General features: G+C 71.2%; 12 protein-coding genes and 1 pseudogene. 5 read left to right on the plus strand and 8 right to left on the minus strand.

Annotated elements, in window-relative coordinates:
• Position 1: 1 nt before the first annotated feature.
• Together DEI96_RS05730 and DEI96_RS05735 are read right to left on the minus strand one after the other, a co-directional pair.
• On the minus strand, positions 2-2,173 hold the full coding sequence (locus tag DEI96_RS05730) for a S9 family peptidase (RefSeq protein ID WP_258372799.1): 2,172 nt from the start codon (positions 2,171-2,173) through the stop codon (positions 2-4).
• A gap of 29 nt (positions 2,174-2,202) precedes the next feature.
• Positions 2,203-3,402, minus strand: coding sequence for a Fic family protein (locus tag DEI96_RS05735; RefSeq protein ID WP_111023181.1), 1,200 nt, complete (start codon positions 3,400-3,402; stop codon positions 2,203-2,205).
• Between the two features lie 93 nt (positions 3,403-3,495).
• On the opposite strand from DEI96_RS05735, the gene DEI96_RS05740 reads away from it, so the two are divergent.
• On the plus strand, positions 3,496-4,695 hold the full coding sequence (locus DEI96_RS05740; protein ID WP_111023182.1) for an amidohydrolase: 1,200 nt from the start codon (positions 3,496-3,498) through the stop codon (positions 4,693-4,695).
• Positions 4,696-4,783: 88 nt separating this feature from the next.
• On the opposite strand, the gene DEI96_RS05745 is transcribed toward DEI96_RS05740, so the two are convergent.
• Both DEI96_RS05745 and DEI96_RS05750 read right to left on the minus strand, forming a co-directional pair.
• Positions 4,784-5,674, minus strand: a complete 891-nt coding sequence (locus DEI96_RS05745; RefSeq protein ID WP_111023183.1) for an aminodeoxychorismate lyase — start codon at positions 5,672-5,674, stop codon at positions 4,784-4,786.
• Between the two features lie 19 nt (positions 5,675-5,693).
• Positions 5,694-6,044, minus strand: coding sequence for a tryptophan synthase subunit alpha (locus DEI96_RS05750; protein ID WP_027464736.1), 351 nt, complete (start codon positions 6,042-6,044; stop codon positions 5,694-5,696).
• A gap of 64 nt (positions 6,045-6,108) precedes the next feature.
• On the opposite strand from DEI96_RS05750, the gene DEI96_RS05755 reads away from it, so the two are divergent.
• The gene (locus DEI96_RS05755) at positions 6,109-6,633 is read left to right on the plus strand and encodes an 8-oxo-dGTP diphosphatase (protein ID WP_181440525.1); all 525 of its coding nucleotides are present in this window, start codon (positions 6,109-6,111) and stop codon (positions 6,631-6,633) included.
• Between the two features lie 32 nt (positions 6,634-6,665).
• On the opposite strand, the gene DEI96_RS05760 is transcribed toward DEI96_RS05755, so the two are convergent.
• The 4 genes and pseudogenes from DEI96_RS05760 to DEI96_RS05775 form a co-directional block, all read right to left on the minus strand.
• The gene (locus DEI96_RS05760; protein WP_111023185.1) at positions 6,666-6,953 is read right to left on the minus strand and encodes a hypothetical protein; all 288 of its coding nucleotides are present in this window, start codon (positions 6,951-6,953) and stop codon (positions 6,666-6,668) included.
• Between the two features lie 16 nt (positions 6,954-6,969).
• Positions 6,970-8,271, minus strand: a complete 1,302-nt coding sequence (locus DEI96_RS05765) for an ABC transporter permease (RefSeq protein WP_071405578.1) — start codon at positions 8,269-8,271, stop codon at positions 6,970-6,972.
• A gap of 229 nt (positions 8,272-8,500) precedes the next feature.
• Positions 8,501-9,958, minus strand: a pseudogene (locus DEI96_RS05770) (cation:proton antiporter); the annotation flags it as partial.
• Between the two features lie 15 nt (positions 9,959-9,973).
• Complete coding sequence (locus DEI96_RS05775) at positions 9,974-10,189, minus strand: hypothetical protein (protein ID WP_258372801.1); 216 nt, start codon at positions 10,187-10,189, stop codon at positions 9,974-9,976.
• A 115-nt stretch (positions 10,190-10,304) separates the two neighbouring features.
• Between DEI96_RS05775 and DEI96_RS05780 the strand changes: the two genes are divergently transcribed.
• The 3 genes from DEI96_RS05780 to DEI96_RS05790 all read left to right on the plus strand — a co-directional run bounded on the left by DEI96_RS05780 (position 10,305) and on the right by DEI96_RS05790 (position 14,197).
• The gene (locus DEI96_RS05780; RefSeq protein ID WP_111023186.1) at positions 10,305-11,561 is read left to right on the plus strand and encodes an inorganic phosphate transporter; all 1,257 of its coding nucleotides are present in this window, start codon (positions 10,305-10,307) and stop codon (positions 11,559-11,561) included.
• A complete protein-coding gene (locus DEI96_RS05785) occupies positions 11,561-11,857 on the plus strand; it encodes a hypothetical protein (RefSeq protein WP_111023187.1) in 297 nt (98 codons plus the stop codon). The genes DEI96_RS05780 and DEI96_RS05785 overlap by 1 nt, the downstream gene beginning before the upstream one ends.
• An 879-nt stretch (positions 11,858-12,736) precedes the next feature.
• Positions 12,737-14,197 carry an aspartate ammonia-lyase gene (locus DEI96_RS05790; protein WP_241660463.1) on the plus strand — a complete coding sequence of 487 codons (1,461 nt, stop codon included), beginning with the start codon at positions 12,737-12,739 and terminating at the stop codon, positions 14,195-14,197.
• The last annotated feature ends 46 nt before the right edge of the window (positions 14,198-14,243 follow it).

The raw sequence follows: 14,243 nt of genomic DNA on the forward strand, positions 1-14,243 counted from the left end.
CTCAGCCCGCGGCGATCGGGTTGGCGGTGGCCGCGGCGGGCGTCTCGTCGGCGAGCCCGAGCACGTCGAGCAGCCAGGCGAGTTCGAACGCCCGCTCCTTCCACGACGCGTAGCGACCGCTGACACCACCGTGGCCGGCGGACATCTCGGTCTTCAGCAGCACCGGCGCGCCGACCTCGCGGAGCTTCGCGGTCCACTTCGCGGGCTCGACGTACAGCACGCGGGTGTCGTTGATCGAGGTCACGGCGAGGATCTGCGGGTACTGCACGTCGTCGCGGACGTTCTCGTACGGGGTGTACTCGCTCATGTAGCGGTAGACCTCAGCGTCGTGCAGCGGGTCGCCCCACTCGTCCCACTCGATGACGGTGAGGGGCAGGTCCGGGTCGAGGATGCTCGTCAGCGCGTCGACGAACGGCACGGCGGCCAGGATGCCGGCGAACCGCTCGGGTGCGAGGTTGGCGACCGCACCCATCAGGAGCCCGCCCGCGCTGCCACCCTCGGCCACGAGCCGGTCGGCGCTCGTGCGGCCGGACTCGATCAGGTGCTCGGCGACCGCGACGAAGTCGGTGAAGGTGTTCTTCTTCGTCAGGGTCTTGCCGTTCTCGTACCAGTGCCGGCCGAGCTCACCGCCACCACGGACGTGCGCGACGGCGAAGACGACACCGCGGTCGAGCATCGACAGGCGCATGACGCTGAAGCCGGGGTCGATCGAGTGTTCGTACGAGCCGTAGCCGTAGAGGTGCAGCGGTGCCGGGGTGCCGTCCTCGACGGCGTCACGACGCCAGACGAGCGAGATCGGGACGCGGGTGCCGTCCGACGCGGTCGCCCAGTCGCGTTCCTGCACGTAGTCGGCCGGGTCGTAGCCGCCGAGCACGGGCTGGCGCTTCAGGACGGTGACCTCGCCGGTGGCCAGGTCGAGGTCGCTGACCTCGGAGGGGGTGACGAACGACGTGTACCCGATGCGGAGCGTCGGCTGCTCCCACTCCGGGTTGCCGCCGAGCCCCGCCGAGAACAGTGCTTCGTCGAAGGGGACCTCGTGCGCGTCGCCGTAGCCGTCGCCCTCGATCGGGATGATCGCGACGCGGGGCAGTGCCTCGGAGCGGTACTCCAGGGCGAGGTGTCCGGCGAAGGCGTCGACCGACTCGATTCGGCGTTCGGTGTGGTGCGCCACGACGACGCGGCGGTCACGCTCGGACGTCGGGTCGTCGGCGGGGACGTCGACGAGCTCGAAGTTCTCGGCGCCGTCGTTGTGCAGCACCAGGAACCGGTCGCTGCCGCCCACGATGGCGTGCTCGATCTCGTACTCGACGCCCTCGCGCCGGGGCCAGACGACCTGGAACTCACCGGTGGGGTCCGCAGCGTCGAGGACGTGCGCCTCGGACGTGATCTTCGAGCCGAGCTCGATGACGATGTACTGCGACGAACGGGTGACACCGACACCGACCCAGTAGCGGTCGTCGGGCTCTTCGAACACCAGGACGTCCTCGGACGCCGCGGTGCCGACCGTGTGGCGCCAGATCTTGTCCGGACGCCACGACTCGTCGACCGTGGGGTAGAACACGTAGCGGCCGGCCGGGTCGAACGTGGCGCCGGCGCCCGTGTTCGGGATGGCGTCGCCGAGGTCGGTCCCCGAGGCCAGGTCGCGCACGTGCAGGGTGTACCGCTCGTCGCCCTCGACGTCGATGCCGTAGACCAGGCGGGTGCCGTCGTCGCTGATGTCGTAGGTGCCGAGGGAGAAGAACTCGTGGCCGTCGGCCAGCGCGTTGCCGTCGAGGACCACCTGCTCGCCGGGGAGCGTCGACTCGCCCTCGACGACGGCGGGCGGCGTCCAGTCGTCGGCACCGGCGACGGGCACGCGGCAGTGCACGCCGTACTGGCTGCCCTCCGCGGTGCGGGTGAAGTACCACCAGTCGCCCATGCGGACCGGCACGGAGAGGTCGGTCTCCTGGACCCGGCTCTTCACCTCGGCGAAGATGCGGTCACGCAGCGGCGCGAGGTGCGCGGTGGCGGCGTCGGTGTGGGCGTTCTCGGCTTCGAGGTACGTCAGGGTGTCGGGGGATTCCTTGTCCCGCAGCCACTCGTAGTCGTCGACGAAGTCGATGCCGTGGTGGGTCCGTGTCACGGGCCGCTTGGCGGCGCTGGGCGGGGTGGATGCGGTGTGCTCGTTGCTCACCATCCCACCCTATTCGCCCGCACCCCCGGTCAGGCCGCCGTGCGCTCGCGCCCGCGCACCGCCGCCTGCACCCGCTGCTCGAACGCCTCGAGCTCGTCGACCACGGCGGGGGCGACCCACGCGCGGTCACGGCGCCGACCGGTGACCGGACGGAGCACTCCCGCCAGCACCAGGTCGTGGGTGACGCGCTCGACCTCGTCGGCGGTGAGCAGGGTGTCCAGGTGCGCTTCGGTCAGGACGGGGTCGTCGGCGAGCGCACGGCCGACGACCGCGTGCGGGCCCGAGGCGCAGGGGCCGACGGACCGATCGGCGTCGTGCTCGGCGAGCAGCAGGGCGCTCAGCGTCGCCTCGTCGCACACCGTACCGATCGCCAAGGCCAGGTCGACCACGAACCCGGTGACCTCGCCGTCGCGGTACTGCTCGAGGTGCCGGAAGTACCGCCGCCGATCCGCCGCGAGCGCGGTGGCCACCGGTGCCGTCACGGTCGTGGTCACCCCGCGTCGCCGCAGCACGGCACCGATCAGCGCGCGCCCGATCCGACCGTTGCCGTCGGTGAACGGGTGGATCGACTCGAACTGGGCGTGGGCGATCGCGGCCTGGGCGATCGGGTGCAGGTCCACACGGTGCACGAACGCGAACAGGTCGGCCATCAGCGGTGCCACGAGCTCGGGCGGTGGTGGCACGGACACGGCGTCGCGGGGCGTGGCGCCGCCGCCGATCCAGTTCTGCACGTCGCGGTACCGGCCGGCGTACCGTCCGTCCACCGGGTCGTCGCGCATCAGCAGGCGGTGGGCCTCGAGCAGGGAGGCCTCGGTGACGGTGCCCGAGCCCGCTCCGGACACCAGGTGCTCGACGGCGCCGCCGGCCCGGACGACCGCCGTGGCCCCCGCGGTCGCGCGGATGCCGACGAGGGCCCGCGCCAGGTCGTCGATCGTCGCGGACTCGTCCTCGATCCGCGACGACGCCACGGCTTCGGTCCGGCCGAGCACGGACCCGAGCGGCGCGAGCCGGGAGCCGTGGTGGACGTCGAGGGCGCGCAGGGCCGTGGCACTCCGGTCGAGCAGCGCGACGGTGTCGTCGTCGGGCGTCCACCGAGCCCTCGCGATGGACGGGGGCAGCGACACCCGCACGGTGGTCACCAGCCGGTCGTCACGGCACCCGCGGACGGCGCTGCGCCACGGTCGCTCGCTGCGTTCGTGCGTGGGCCAGGTGTCGCTCCGGTGTGCCATCCCGCGACGGTAGAGCCACCCGGACGCTCGACGCCAGGAATCGGTATTTCGCCCGCTCGCCGCCGCCGCCCGCCCCCGCGTACCGTTGGTGCCATGAGCAACTCCTTCGCGATCACCGGTGCCCACGTCGTCCCCGTCTCCGCTCCAGCCTTCGACGGCGGCGCGGTCGTCGTCGAGGACGGCCGGATCACCGCGATCGGTCCGGACGTCACCCCGCCCGAGGGGATGCCCGTGGTCGACGCCACCGGTTCGTGGCTGGTGCCCGGGTTCGTCGAGGCGCACGGCCACGTCGGCATCCACGAAGAAGCCAACGGCGAGGCCGGCAACGACACGAACGAGATGACCGCGCCGAACATGGCCGGGGTCCGCGCGATCGACGCGATCGACATCGACGACGAGGGCTTCCGGGACGCCCTGGCCGGCGGGATCACGAGCATCGTCGTCAAGCCCGGCTCCGGCAACCCGATCGGCGGCCAGAGCGTCGCCATCAAGACCTGGGGCGGCCGGACGATCGACGAGCAGCTCATCTCCGACTCGGTGAGCGTGAAGAGCGCCCTCGGCGAGAACCCGAAGCGCGTCTACGGCGGCAAGGGCCAGACGCCCTCGACCCGGCTCGGCGTCGCGAAGATCATCCGCGACGCCTTCGTCGAGGCGCAGAACTACAAGGCCGCCCGCGATGCCGCAGCCGCGAAGGACGAGCCGTTCGCCCGCGACCTGACGAAGGAGACGCTCGTCCGGGTGCTCGACGGCGAGCTCGTCTGGGACCAGCACACCCACCGCCACGACGACATCGCCACCGCGATCCGCCTGTCCGAGGAGTTCGGATACCGCCTGGTCGTGAACCACGGCACCGAGGCGCACAAGATCGCCGACGTGCTGGCCGCCAAGGACATCCCGGTCATCTACGGCCCGCTCTTCACCAGCCGCTCGAAGGTCGAGCTCCGCGACCGCGGCATCCCGAACCTCGCCACCATCGCGGCGGCCGGGGTCCGGGTCGCCATCACGACGGACGCTCCGGTGGTGCCGATCAACATGCTCGTCGACCAGGCGACCGCCGCCGTCAAGGAGGGCTTGCCCGCCCAGACCGCACTCGAGGCGCTCACCGTCAACCCGGCCGAGTTCCTCGGGTTCGGGGACCGCGTCGGTCGCCTGGCCGAGGGCTACGACGCCGACCTGGTGCTCTGGGACGGCGATCCGCTCGACGCGACCAGCCGCGCGACGCGCGTCTGGATCGACGGCAAGCCCGTCTTCGCGTGGGCCGACGGGGCCGGCGTCACCACCCCGCGCTGGTAGCGGGTGCAGAGCCGGGAGGCCCGGATCGCGACGTGCCTGCGAGTCGCGGTCCGGGCCTCCAGGCCGTTGCGCCGGGGGCGCCGCGTGCTCAGACCTCGCGCGCCAGCAGGAAGTCGTTGATGCGCGTCGTGAGCTCGGCGTCGATCGGCCGCGCGTCGCCGTTCACCGAACGGATCGGCGCAGCCTGCCGCACGCTCGACACGAGCCAGAGCGCGTCCGCCGCCGCCAGGTCGGCGAGGGTGACGAGCTCGTAGGCGGTCTCGATGCCCTCCTGCTCGGCGAAGCGGAACACGTCGGCCTGCGTCGTGCCGGCCAGGATCCCGATGTCGGTGCGGGGCGTGACGAGCCGGTCGCCGACCTTCATGATCAGGTTCGCGCGCGTGCCCTCGAGCACGTAGCCGTCGCTCGAGACGAACAGGGCGTCGTCGGCGCCGCGGCGGACGGCCTCGCGCAGGGCGGCCATGTTGACGCCGTACGACAGCGTCTTCGCGCCCTGCAGCAGCCACGGCGAGGTGCGCTCGACGTCGTGCCGGTACCCGCGGTCCAGGACGACGACGGAGATGCCCTCGGTGCGTGCGGCCGTGGAGTCGCCCGACGGCGCGGCGTAGACCCACCCGGTCGGGCGGTCGGTGCCCTCGACGCCGCGGGTCAGGACGGTCTTGGCGAAGGCCTCGCGCACCGGGTCGAGGCGGGCGCAGACGGCCTCGATGGCCTGGCGCCAGGCCTCCGGGTCGGGCGCGGGCAGGTCGAGCATCGCGGCGGAGCGGCCGAAGCGGGCGAGGTGCGCCTCGAGGGCCTGCGGCCGACCGTCGATCACCGTGATCGTCTCGAACACGCCGTCGCCGCGCGTGACGCCGAGGTCCTGCACCTGCACGTGCTCCTCGAGCGGCTTCGCCCAGGTGAAGGCGTCCGCCGCGGGGTCGTGCGGCGCAGCGTCGCGGGAGGGCTGGTTGAGGACGGCGAGCACGATTTCGGTCATGCGTCCATCCAACCGCAGCTCAGCCGGCTTCGGGCAGCGCGCCCAGCAGCTTCCACACGGCGGGCGTCAGTTCGGGGTGCTGCAGCGCGATCCGGCGCAGCCGGTGGTACTCCTCGCCCAGCCGGGTGCCCTGCCCGGACGCCGGGTGGCTCGACCACTGCGCGTGCCGCTTGCCGATCGCCTCGTCCAGGTCGACGGCGTCCGCGCGCAGGATCAGCACGACCTGCTCGTCGACCGTGGGGAGCGTCGGCATGAACTCCCACGGGTCCTCGCCCTGACGGCTCCGGTGCTCGACGAGCATCGAGATCTCCTCGGCGGCCTCGGCGCGCAGCACTTCGAGGCTGCGCCCGGTCCTGCGGGGCTCAGCCATGGTGCCCCCGCAGCACGCCTGCCATGGGAAAAGCGTACGACACTCCATCGGTCACACTGGACGCGTGACCCTTCGCGACGAGAGCAAGTCCCAGCATCCCCGGGTGGTGGTCGTGTACCTGCTGCGCGACGGCGAGGCGGGCCCCGAGGTCCTGCTGGGGGAGAAGCGCCGCGGCCTCGGCACGGGCCGGCTGGTCGGCCCCGGCGGCAAGCGCGAGCCCGGCGAGTCGGCGGTCGAGACCGCCGTGCGCGAGGTGCGTGAAGAGGTCGGCCTGCGGCTCGACGCGGTCGACCTGGAGGCCCGTGGCACGTTGGACTACCGGTTCCCGTACCGACCGTCCTGGTCCCAGGTCTCGGACGTCTTCGTCTGCCGCCGCTGGCAGGGCGACCCGTCGGGCTCCGACGAACTGGAGCCGCGGTGGATCCCGATCGACACCGTGCCCTACGACGCGATGTGGGACGACGCCCGCTACTGGTTGCCGGGGGTGCTCGCGGGCGGCAGCGTCCGGGCGCGGTTCACGTTCGCCGAGGACGACGCGACGGTCGCCGGGTTCACCGGGACGGGCGTCGGCGTCGGCGTGGAGGACTAGCTGCTGGCTGCTAGCGCTGCTGCTGCTGGCTGCTAGCGCGGCTGCTGGGTGCGGGTGCTGCCGGTGCGCGCTTCCTCGGCGGCGGCCATGACGTCGGCGTCGCCGCTCCGGCCACCCAGGGGCCGCACGAAGAAGTCGATGACGCCGACGACGATCGCGCCGATCATCGAGAACATCGCCCATCCGACGAACAGCCCGGCGGTGCCGCGGCCGTCGGCGGGCGCGAGCAGGACGCTCGCGGCGTAGAAGCCCACCGTCAGCACGAGGAACACGACGACGACGGTGATGAGGACGCGGTGCCAGGTGATGCGCGGGTTCATCCGATCAGGATACGCGTCAGCGGTCGGCGTGCTTGCCGTGCGGAGCCGCCGCCGGTCGCGGTTCCTTCCGGTTCGCGGGGCGCTGCACGGCGATGCGCCCGGTCGGCGTCGCATCCGGCTCCAGGCCGTCGCGACCGCCGGTGAAGACGTCACCGCCGGTGCGGTCGTCCTCCCAGTCGTCGTCCCGCAGCACGCTCAGGGTGCCGGTCTCGGTGGAGGTCAGGCCGTGGCGCTCGAGCTCGGCGTCGCGCTGCCCGCCGAGGAACTCGCGGTTGGCGGTGTTGGCGTCCTGGAACATCGTGGTCCGGCCGGTGACGATCGCCCGGATCCGTCGGCGCTCCCACCACTTCTTGCCGAAGTACATCAGCACCAGGCCGGCCGTGGCGTAGCAGGCCATCGTGATCAGGCCGCGGGCCGGGCCGGGGCCGACGCCGTAGACCTGGTGCTTGATCATGTCGACCATGCTCGAGCCGACGACGACGTTGTTCAGCCAGGCGAAGGGCTCGGGCATGAACCACTTCGGGTAGGCGCCGCCGGACGACGGCATGGACAGGAAGACGAAGCAGATCATGGCGGGTGCGGCGATGAACCGGCCGACGAAGTAGCTCAGGCCGTTCACCGCCAGGCCGATCGCCACGATCCAGCCCCAGGCGATGAGCACGAGCTGGATCCAGTGCCCGTGGATGGCGCCGAGCACGGGCCCGGCGAGGGTGTTCGTGATGAGCGAGATGACCAGGCCGCCGACCACGATGACCGTCATCCGGGTGCGGTGCCGGAGCGGGCCGCCCATGATGCCGATGAACATCGCGACCATGTAGCCGCCGATGCACCACGCGAGCATGACGTACATCGCCACGGTGCCGTACTCGTCCCACGCCGGCAGGGGTGCGAGCTCGGTGACCTTCGGGGTCGCGACGCCCAGGCCGGTCAGCACCGCGGTGAGGGTGGCCGGCACGAGGCTCGCGACCTGGAACTGGTGCGCGCTCGCCTTGAAGAACTCGTTCGCGGCGGGGTCGTACGCGACCGCCATCGAGCCGCCGACCACGTCGCGCTTCGCCTGCGCGAGCGAGTCGTACGTGTGGAACACGAACTCGCCGGGCAACGCCTGCTGCACCGCCTGCACGAACGCCGGGTCGCTGCCGATCAGGGCGATCGGGACGTCGTGCGGGTGCGGGGCGTGGAACGCGAAGACGTAGCACAGGCAGAACCCGACGATGAAGAACAGCGGCATCCAGAGCTGCAGGCCGATCAGCTGCAGCGACGGGTGCAGGGTCGAGTACCACCGGCGGTAGGCGCCGTGCTGCTGGGGCGCGGGCACCGGAGCCTGTCGCCGGGGTCCCGAACGCGTGTGCCCGGCGACCTTGCCGCTACGACGCGGCTTGGTCCCACGTGCGGAGGGCCTGGTCCCACGCGGCTTCGGCGGCGTGGGACGGGAACCGCCGGGGCGCTCCGGTCCGTCGTCGTTCCTGGGGACGTCGTTCCGCGGCGTGCTCACTCGGCGCTCTGCTCCTGCTCTCGATCGGAGCGCCAGGATACGCCCGGGGTGCTCAGGAGCGACTGCGCGACGCCTGCGCCGAGTCCATCGCGAGCTCTTCCGCGTCGAGGGTCACGAGCACGCGGCGCATGACCTCCTCGTCGAGGTTCCCCTTCTCCCGCTCCTCGAGCACGATCTCGCGGCGGCGGTCGAGGAGCTCGCGCCGGATGTCCTGGATCTGCGAGCCACGCAGGCGCAGTGCGACGTTCCGCCCCTCGTCCTCTTCTTCCTCGGCGTCCTGACGGAACGTCTCGGCCTGACGCTCGAGTCGCGCCTTCAGTCGGTTCACCACCGAGTCGACGGCTTCCGAGCCGTACTGCTTCGCCCACGCCGGACGCCGCTTCTCGAGCAGCTCGATCGCGGCCTCGGTGGTGCGCTGGTTGAGCCGCATCTCGCTGCGCACGTCCTCCTCGCCCTCGGCCGGGTCCTGCACCTTGAGCGCGCGGATGACGAACGGCAGGGTGAGTCCCTGCAGCAGCAGGGTGCCGACGGTGACGAAGAAGGCGATGATGAAGATGGTGTCCTGCGCCGGGATCTGTGTCGGGCTCGCCACGACCGACACAGCTGCGGCCAGGGTCACCACGCCGCGCATGCCCGTCCACGAGATGACGGTGAGCTCCCGCCAGTTGAGCTTCGGCTCGGCGGAACCACGCATCCAGCGCAGCGACGGGTGGCCGCGGGACAGCTTGATCCGGAGCGGCCGGAGCCACTTCCCGTTGAACCGGTTGCGCGCGTAGGACTCGAAGACGAACAGCGGCCGGACCAGGATCACCACCGCGAGCACGACGGCCGCGGCGGTGAGCGTCTGCCCGAGGCTCCGCTCGCTCTCGACCAGGTCCTGCACGACGGTGTTGAGCTGCAGACCGATGAGCGCGAACACGAAGCCCTCGAGGATGACGTCGATGCTCGTCCAGAGCGGGCGCTCCTGCAGGCGGGTGGCGTAGCCCTCCTTCGGCGAGTTGTAGCCGATGTACAGGCCGGCCGTCACGACCGCGATGACCCCGGAGCCGGACAGGTCCTCGGCGAGGATGTAGGCGACGAAGGGCAGCAGGATGCTCATGATCGTCTCGACCACGGGGTCGTTGATGCGCATCCGGATCCAGTGCACGACGACACCGAGCACGATGCCGACGACCAGACCGACGCCGATCGCCAGGCCGAAGATGCCGAGGTCCTGCCAGACGGTCAGTGACGTGCCCGCGATGATGAGCGTGAACACCCGCACCAGGGTCAGCGAGGCCGCGTCGTTGATCAGGCTCTCGCCCGACAGCACGGTCATGACGCGGCGGGGGAGTCCGAGCTTCCGGCCGATCGCGGCGGCGGACACCGCGTCCGGCGGGGCGACGATCGCGCCGAGCAGGATCGCCGCCGGCAGGGTCATGTCCGGGATGAGCAGGTACGCCACCCCGCCGACGACCAGGGCGGTGACGATCACCAGGAAGATGCCGAGCCGTCGGATCTGCTTGATCGAGCCGCGGAAGCTCTGCTACGACACGTCGAGGGCCGCCGAGTAGAGCAGCGGCGGCAGGATCACCGTGAGGATGACCTCGGAGTCGATCTCCATCGGCGGCAACCCGGGCAGGAACGAGGCGGCCAGGGCGACCGCCGTGACGAGCAGTGGAGCGGGGAGTCCCTTGGCCCGGGCGAACCCCGTCACCGCGAGCGATCCGATCAGCAGGATGAGGAGCTCAGCGGTGTCCATGGACGCATTCTCCCATCGGCATGGTTCCGAAGCTGAACGAGTGTGAAGCTGCGGTGAACAACAGGTTGCCGATCAGGTTTGCTCGAAGGGCCGACGCCTGGGACACTTGCCCGCGGTGGACATCACACTCATAGTCGTCCTGGTCATCGCGTTGGCCCTCTTCTTCGACTTCACAAACGGTTTTCACGACACCGCCAACGCGATGGCGACCCCGATCGCGACCGGCGCCATGAAGCCCAAGGTGGCGGTCACCGTCGCTGCGGTGCTCAACCTGGTCGGTGCGTTCCTCAGCACCGCCGTGGCGACGTCAATCTCGCACGGGTTGATCAACGAGGGGCCCGGTGGCGTCGCCATCAGCCCGGAGATGATCTTCGCGGGCCTGATCGGGGCAGTCGTCTGGAACATGATCACGTGGCTCCGCGGGCTGCCGTCATCGTCGTCGCACGCGTTGTTCGGTGGGCTGATCGGTGCCGCGATCGTCGGCGCCGGGTTCCAGTCGGTCAACTACGTCGCGCTGCTGACGGTGGTGATCATCCCCGCGTTCGCCTCGCCCGTGATCGCCGCGCTCGTGTCGTTCCTGTCGACGCGCATCGCGTACCGGATCACGAAGCGCCCGGTGTTCCCGAACGAGCGCGGCGGGTTCCGCATCGGGCAGGTCTTCACCAGCTCGATGGTGTCCCTGGCGCACGGCACGAACGACGCGCAGAAGACGATGGGTGTCATCACGCTGACCCTCATCGCCTCGGGCGCGCAGTCGTCGAACCAGGGCGTGCAGTTCTGGGTCGTCGTCGCCTGTGCCCTCGCGATCGCCCTCGGCACCTACACGGGCGGCTGGCGCATCATCCGCACCCTCGGCTCCGGCATCACCGAGATCCGTGCGACGCAGGGCTTCGCCGCCGAGGCCTCGACCGCTGCGACGATCCTCGCCTCCAGCCACCTCGGCTTCGCGCTGTCGACCACGCAGGTGTCCTCGGGCTCCATCATCGGCGCCGGTCTCGGCCGCCGTGGCTCGAAGATCCAGTGGTCGACCGCCGGCAAGATCGTCATCGCCTGGTTCATCACCCTGCCCGCGGCCGCCGCGGTGGGTGCGGTCGCCTCGGGCATCGCCCGCCTCGGCGTCGTCGGGCTCGTGCTCGACGCCGTGATCGGTGCCGTCGTCATCCTCGGCTTGTACCTGTGGTCGCTCCGCAAGCCGCACGAGCAGGCCTCCGCGATCGAGGTCGACGTCGCCGCGAACGCGGTCCTGACCCGCAAGGAGCTGCGTGACATGCAGCGCAAGAAGCGTGCCGACGCGGTCGCCCAGCGTCGCGCCGAACTGAGCCGCGAGCGCACGCTCCGTCGCATGGCGGCCCGCAAGGGAGGCCGTCGCTGATGGGCATCGACTGGTTCGCATTCCTCACCGTGGCGCTCGTCGCCGTCGTCTCGTCGTGCTTCGTCGTCGCCGTGTACTCGGTCGGCCTCCGTCTCTGGAGCGCCGCCGACACCCGCGAAGGCAAGTTCACCGTGAAGGACGACGGAACGATCGGCCCGGCCACCGCCGGCTTCCCGAACCCGGCCGGAGCCTCGGCGGCCGCACGTGCACTCCGCGCCGCTGCCGTCGCGTGCTTCGTGGTGTGCGGTGCCGTCGTGCTCTACGGCATCTACCTCATCGTCCCGCAGTTCCACTGACGGGCACGCTCACCGGGTGAGCAGAAGACGCCGGTTCGCCCCTCGCGACCCGGCGTCTTCTGCTCACTCGTCGCGCGGTCGCCGCGCCCGCAGCGCGAGCGGGCGAAATGCCCGCGTCCGCCGCTGCTTCCACCCCGCCGTTTCGCCCGCTCGCGCGGGCAGCGCGCTTGGTGAGCAGAAGATGTCGAGTCGCGGTGTGGAACCCGACCCCTTCTGCTCACGAAGTGCGCGGGCGGGCGCACGTTCGCCGCGCCCGCAGCGCGAGCGGGCGAAATGCCCGCGTCCGCGCTCGCGCCCACCCCGCCATTTCGCCCGCTCGCGTCCGGGGCGTGACCGCGGGGCGGACGGGAGGCCCGTGGCGGCCTGGCACCGGGCCTCCAGTCCGTCGCGGGCGAGCGGGCGAAATGCCGCCGTGCGTGGCGGAGGCGACCACGCCATTCCGCCCGCTCGCGCAGGCGGCGCGCTTGGTGAGCAGAAGATGTCGCGTCGCCGTGTGAGACCCGACCCCTTCTGCTCACGAAGTGCGCGGGCGGGCGCACGTTCGCCGCGCCTGCGGCACGAGCGGGCGAAATGCCCGCGTCCGCGCTCGCGCCTACCCCGCCATTTCGCCCGCTCGCGTCCGGGGCGTGACCGCGGGTCGGACGGGAGGCCCGTGGCGGCCTGGCACCGGGCCTCCAGGCCGTCGCGGGCGCGCAGGCGGCGCGCTTGGTGAGCAGAAGATGTCGCGTCCCGCAGTACGACCCGACATCTTCTGCTCACGAAGCGACGGGAGGCGCTCGCGCGGGCACGCCGCCCGCTCCGCCCAGCACCGGCGCGTTCCCGGACCGGCCGGACGGACGGGACTAGCCTCGACGTGTGACCGGCAACGAGGAGGCACCTGTGACGACGACGACGCGGACCGAGAGCGACTCGCTGGGATCACGAGAGGTCCCGAACGACGCGTACTGGGGCATCAACACGTTGCGGGCACTGGAGAACTTCCCGATCACCTCCGTGCCGATCGCCGTGTACCCGGACCTCATCGAGGCGCTCGTCACCGTGAAGCAGGCGGCGGCGCGGGCGAACCGGGCGATCGGTGTCCTCGACGAGGAGCGCGCCGACGCGATCGACCGTGCAGCGCAGGAGGTCCGCGACGGAGCGCTCCGCGAGCAGTTCGTCGTCGACGTCGTGCAGGGCGGCGCGGGGACGAGCACGAACATGAACACGAACGAGGTGCTCGCGAACCGGGCCCTCGAACTCCTGGGCCGTGAGCGGGGCGACTACGCGTACCTGCACCCGATCGACCACGTGAACCGCAGCCAGTCCACGAACGACACCTACCCGACGAGCATCAAGATCGCGATGATCTTCGGGGTCCGTCGTCTGATCGTGCAGCTCGAGGAACTCTCCGCGGCGTTCGCCGAGCGGGGCCGCGCCTTCGCCGACGTGCTGAAGGTCGGCCGGACGCAGCTGCAGGACGCCGTGCCGATGACCCTCGGGCAGGAGTTCACCGGGTTCTCGCACACGATCCAGGAGGACGCTGACCTGCTCCGCAAGGTGATGCCGCTGCTCGCCGAGATGAACCTCGGCGCGACGGCGATCGGCACCGGGATCACCGCGGACCCGCTCTACCGCGACGAGGTCCGCCGGCAGCTGCAGGAGGCGAGCGGCATCGACGTCGTCACCGCCCCCGACCTCATCGAGGCGACGAGCGACGCCGGTGCGTTCATGACCCTGTCCGGCACGGTGAAGCGCAGCGCCGCCAAGCTCTCGAAGATCTGCAACGACCTGCGGCTGCTGTCCTCCGGTCCGCAGGCGGGCCTCGGCGAGATCACCCTGCCGGCTCGCCAGGCCGGCTCGTCGATCATGCCCGGCAAGGTCAACCCGGTGATCCCCGAGGTCGTGAACCAGATCGCCTACGCGGTCGCCGGCGCGGACACCACCGTGACGATGGCGGCGGAGAGTGGGCAGCTCCAGCTCAACGCCTTCGAGCCGATCATCGCCCACTCGATCCTGCAGTCGCTGCAGTGGATGTCCCGCGGCTGCGCGACCCTGCGCGAGCACTGCGTCGTCGGCATCGAGGCGAACGAGGCGAAGCTCGCGGCCCAGGTCGACACGAACGTCGGCGTCGTCACCGCGCTGACGCCGTACATCGGGTACGCGGCCGCGGCGTCGATCGCGCACACGGCGCTGACCACCTCGACGCCGATCTCGACGCTCGTCGTGGCCGCTGGGCTGATGGACGAGGACCAGGTCATGCGCGTGCTCAGCCCGGCACGGCTGTCGGGCATCGAGCTGGCGACGGGTGCGATCCCGATCGTCACCGAGGAGATGCTGGACGCCGAGGCGCGCAAGCGCTGACGCGGGGCGTCCGCGCGAAAAAGCGGACGCGCACGCGCGCGCCCAC

The organism is Curtobacterium sp. MCLR17_031 (assembly GCF_003234775.2).
Taxonomy (GTDB): domain Bacteria; phylum Actinomycetota; class Actinomycetes; order Actinomycetales; family Microbacteriaceae; genus Curtobacterium; species Curtobacterium flaccumfaciens.

Excerpts from the sequence above, each read along its gene's own strand:
- DEI96_RS05775 (WP_258372801.1), bottom strand. The coding sequence starts at position 10,189 with ATGGACACCGCTGAGCTCCTCATCCTGCTGATCGGATCGCTCGCGGTG.
- DEI96_RS05735 (WP_111023181.1), bottom strand. The coding sequence starts at position 3,402 with ATGGCACACCGGAGCGACACCTGGCCCACGCACGAACGCAGCGAGCGA.
- DEI96_RS05740 (WP_111023182.1), top strand. The coding sequence starts at position 3,496 with ATGAGCAACTCCTTCGCGATCACCGGTGCCCACGTCGTCCCCGTCTCC.
- DEI96_RS05760 (WP_111023185.1), bottom strand. The coding sequence starts at position 6,953 with ATGAACCCGCGCATCACCTGGCACCGCGTCCTCATCACCGTCGTCGTC.
- DEI96_RS05785 (WP_111023187.1), top strand. The coding sequence starts at position 11,561 with ATGGGCATCGACTGGTTCGCATTCCTCACCGTGGCGCTCGTCGCCGTC.
- DEI96_RS05750 (WP_027464736.1), bottom strand. The coding sequence starts at position 6,044 with ATGGCTGAGCCCCGCAGGACCGGGCGCAGCCTCGAAGTGCTGCGCGCC.
- DEI96_RS05745 (WP_111023183.1), bottom strand. The coding sequence starts at position 5,674 with ATGACCGAAATCGTGCTCGCCGTCCTCAACCAGCCCTCCCGCGACGCT.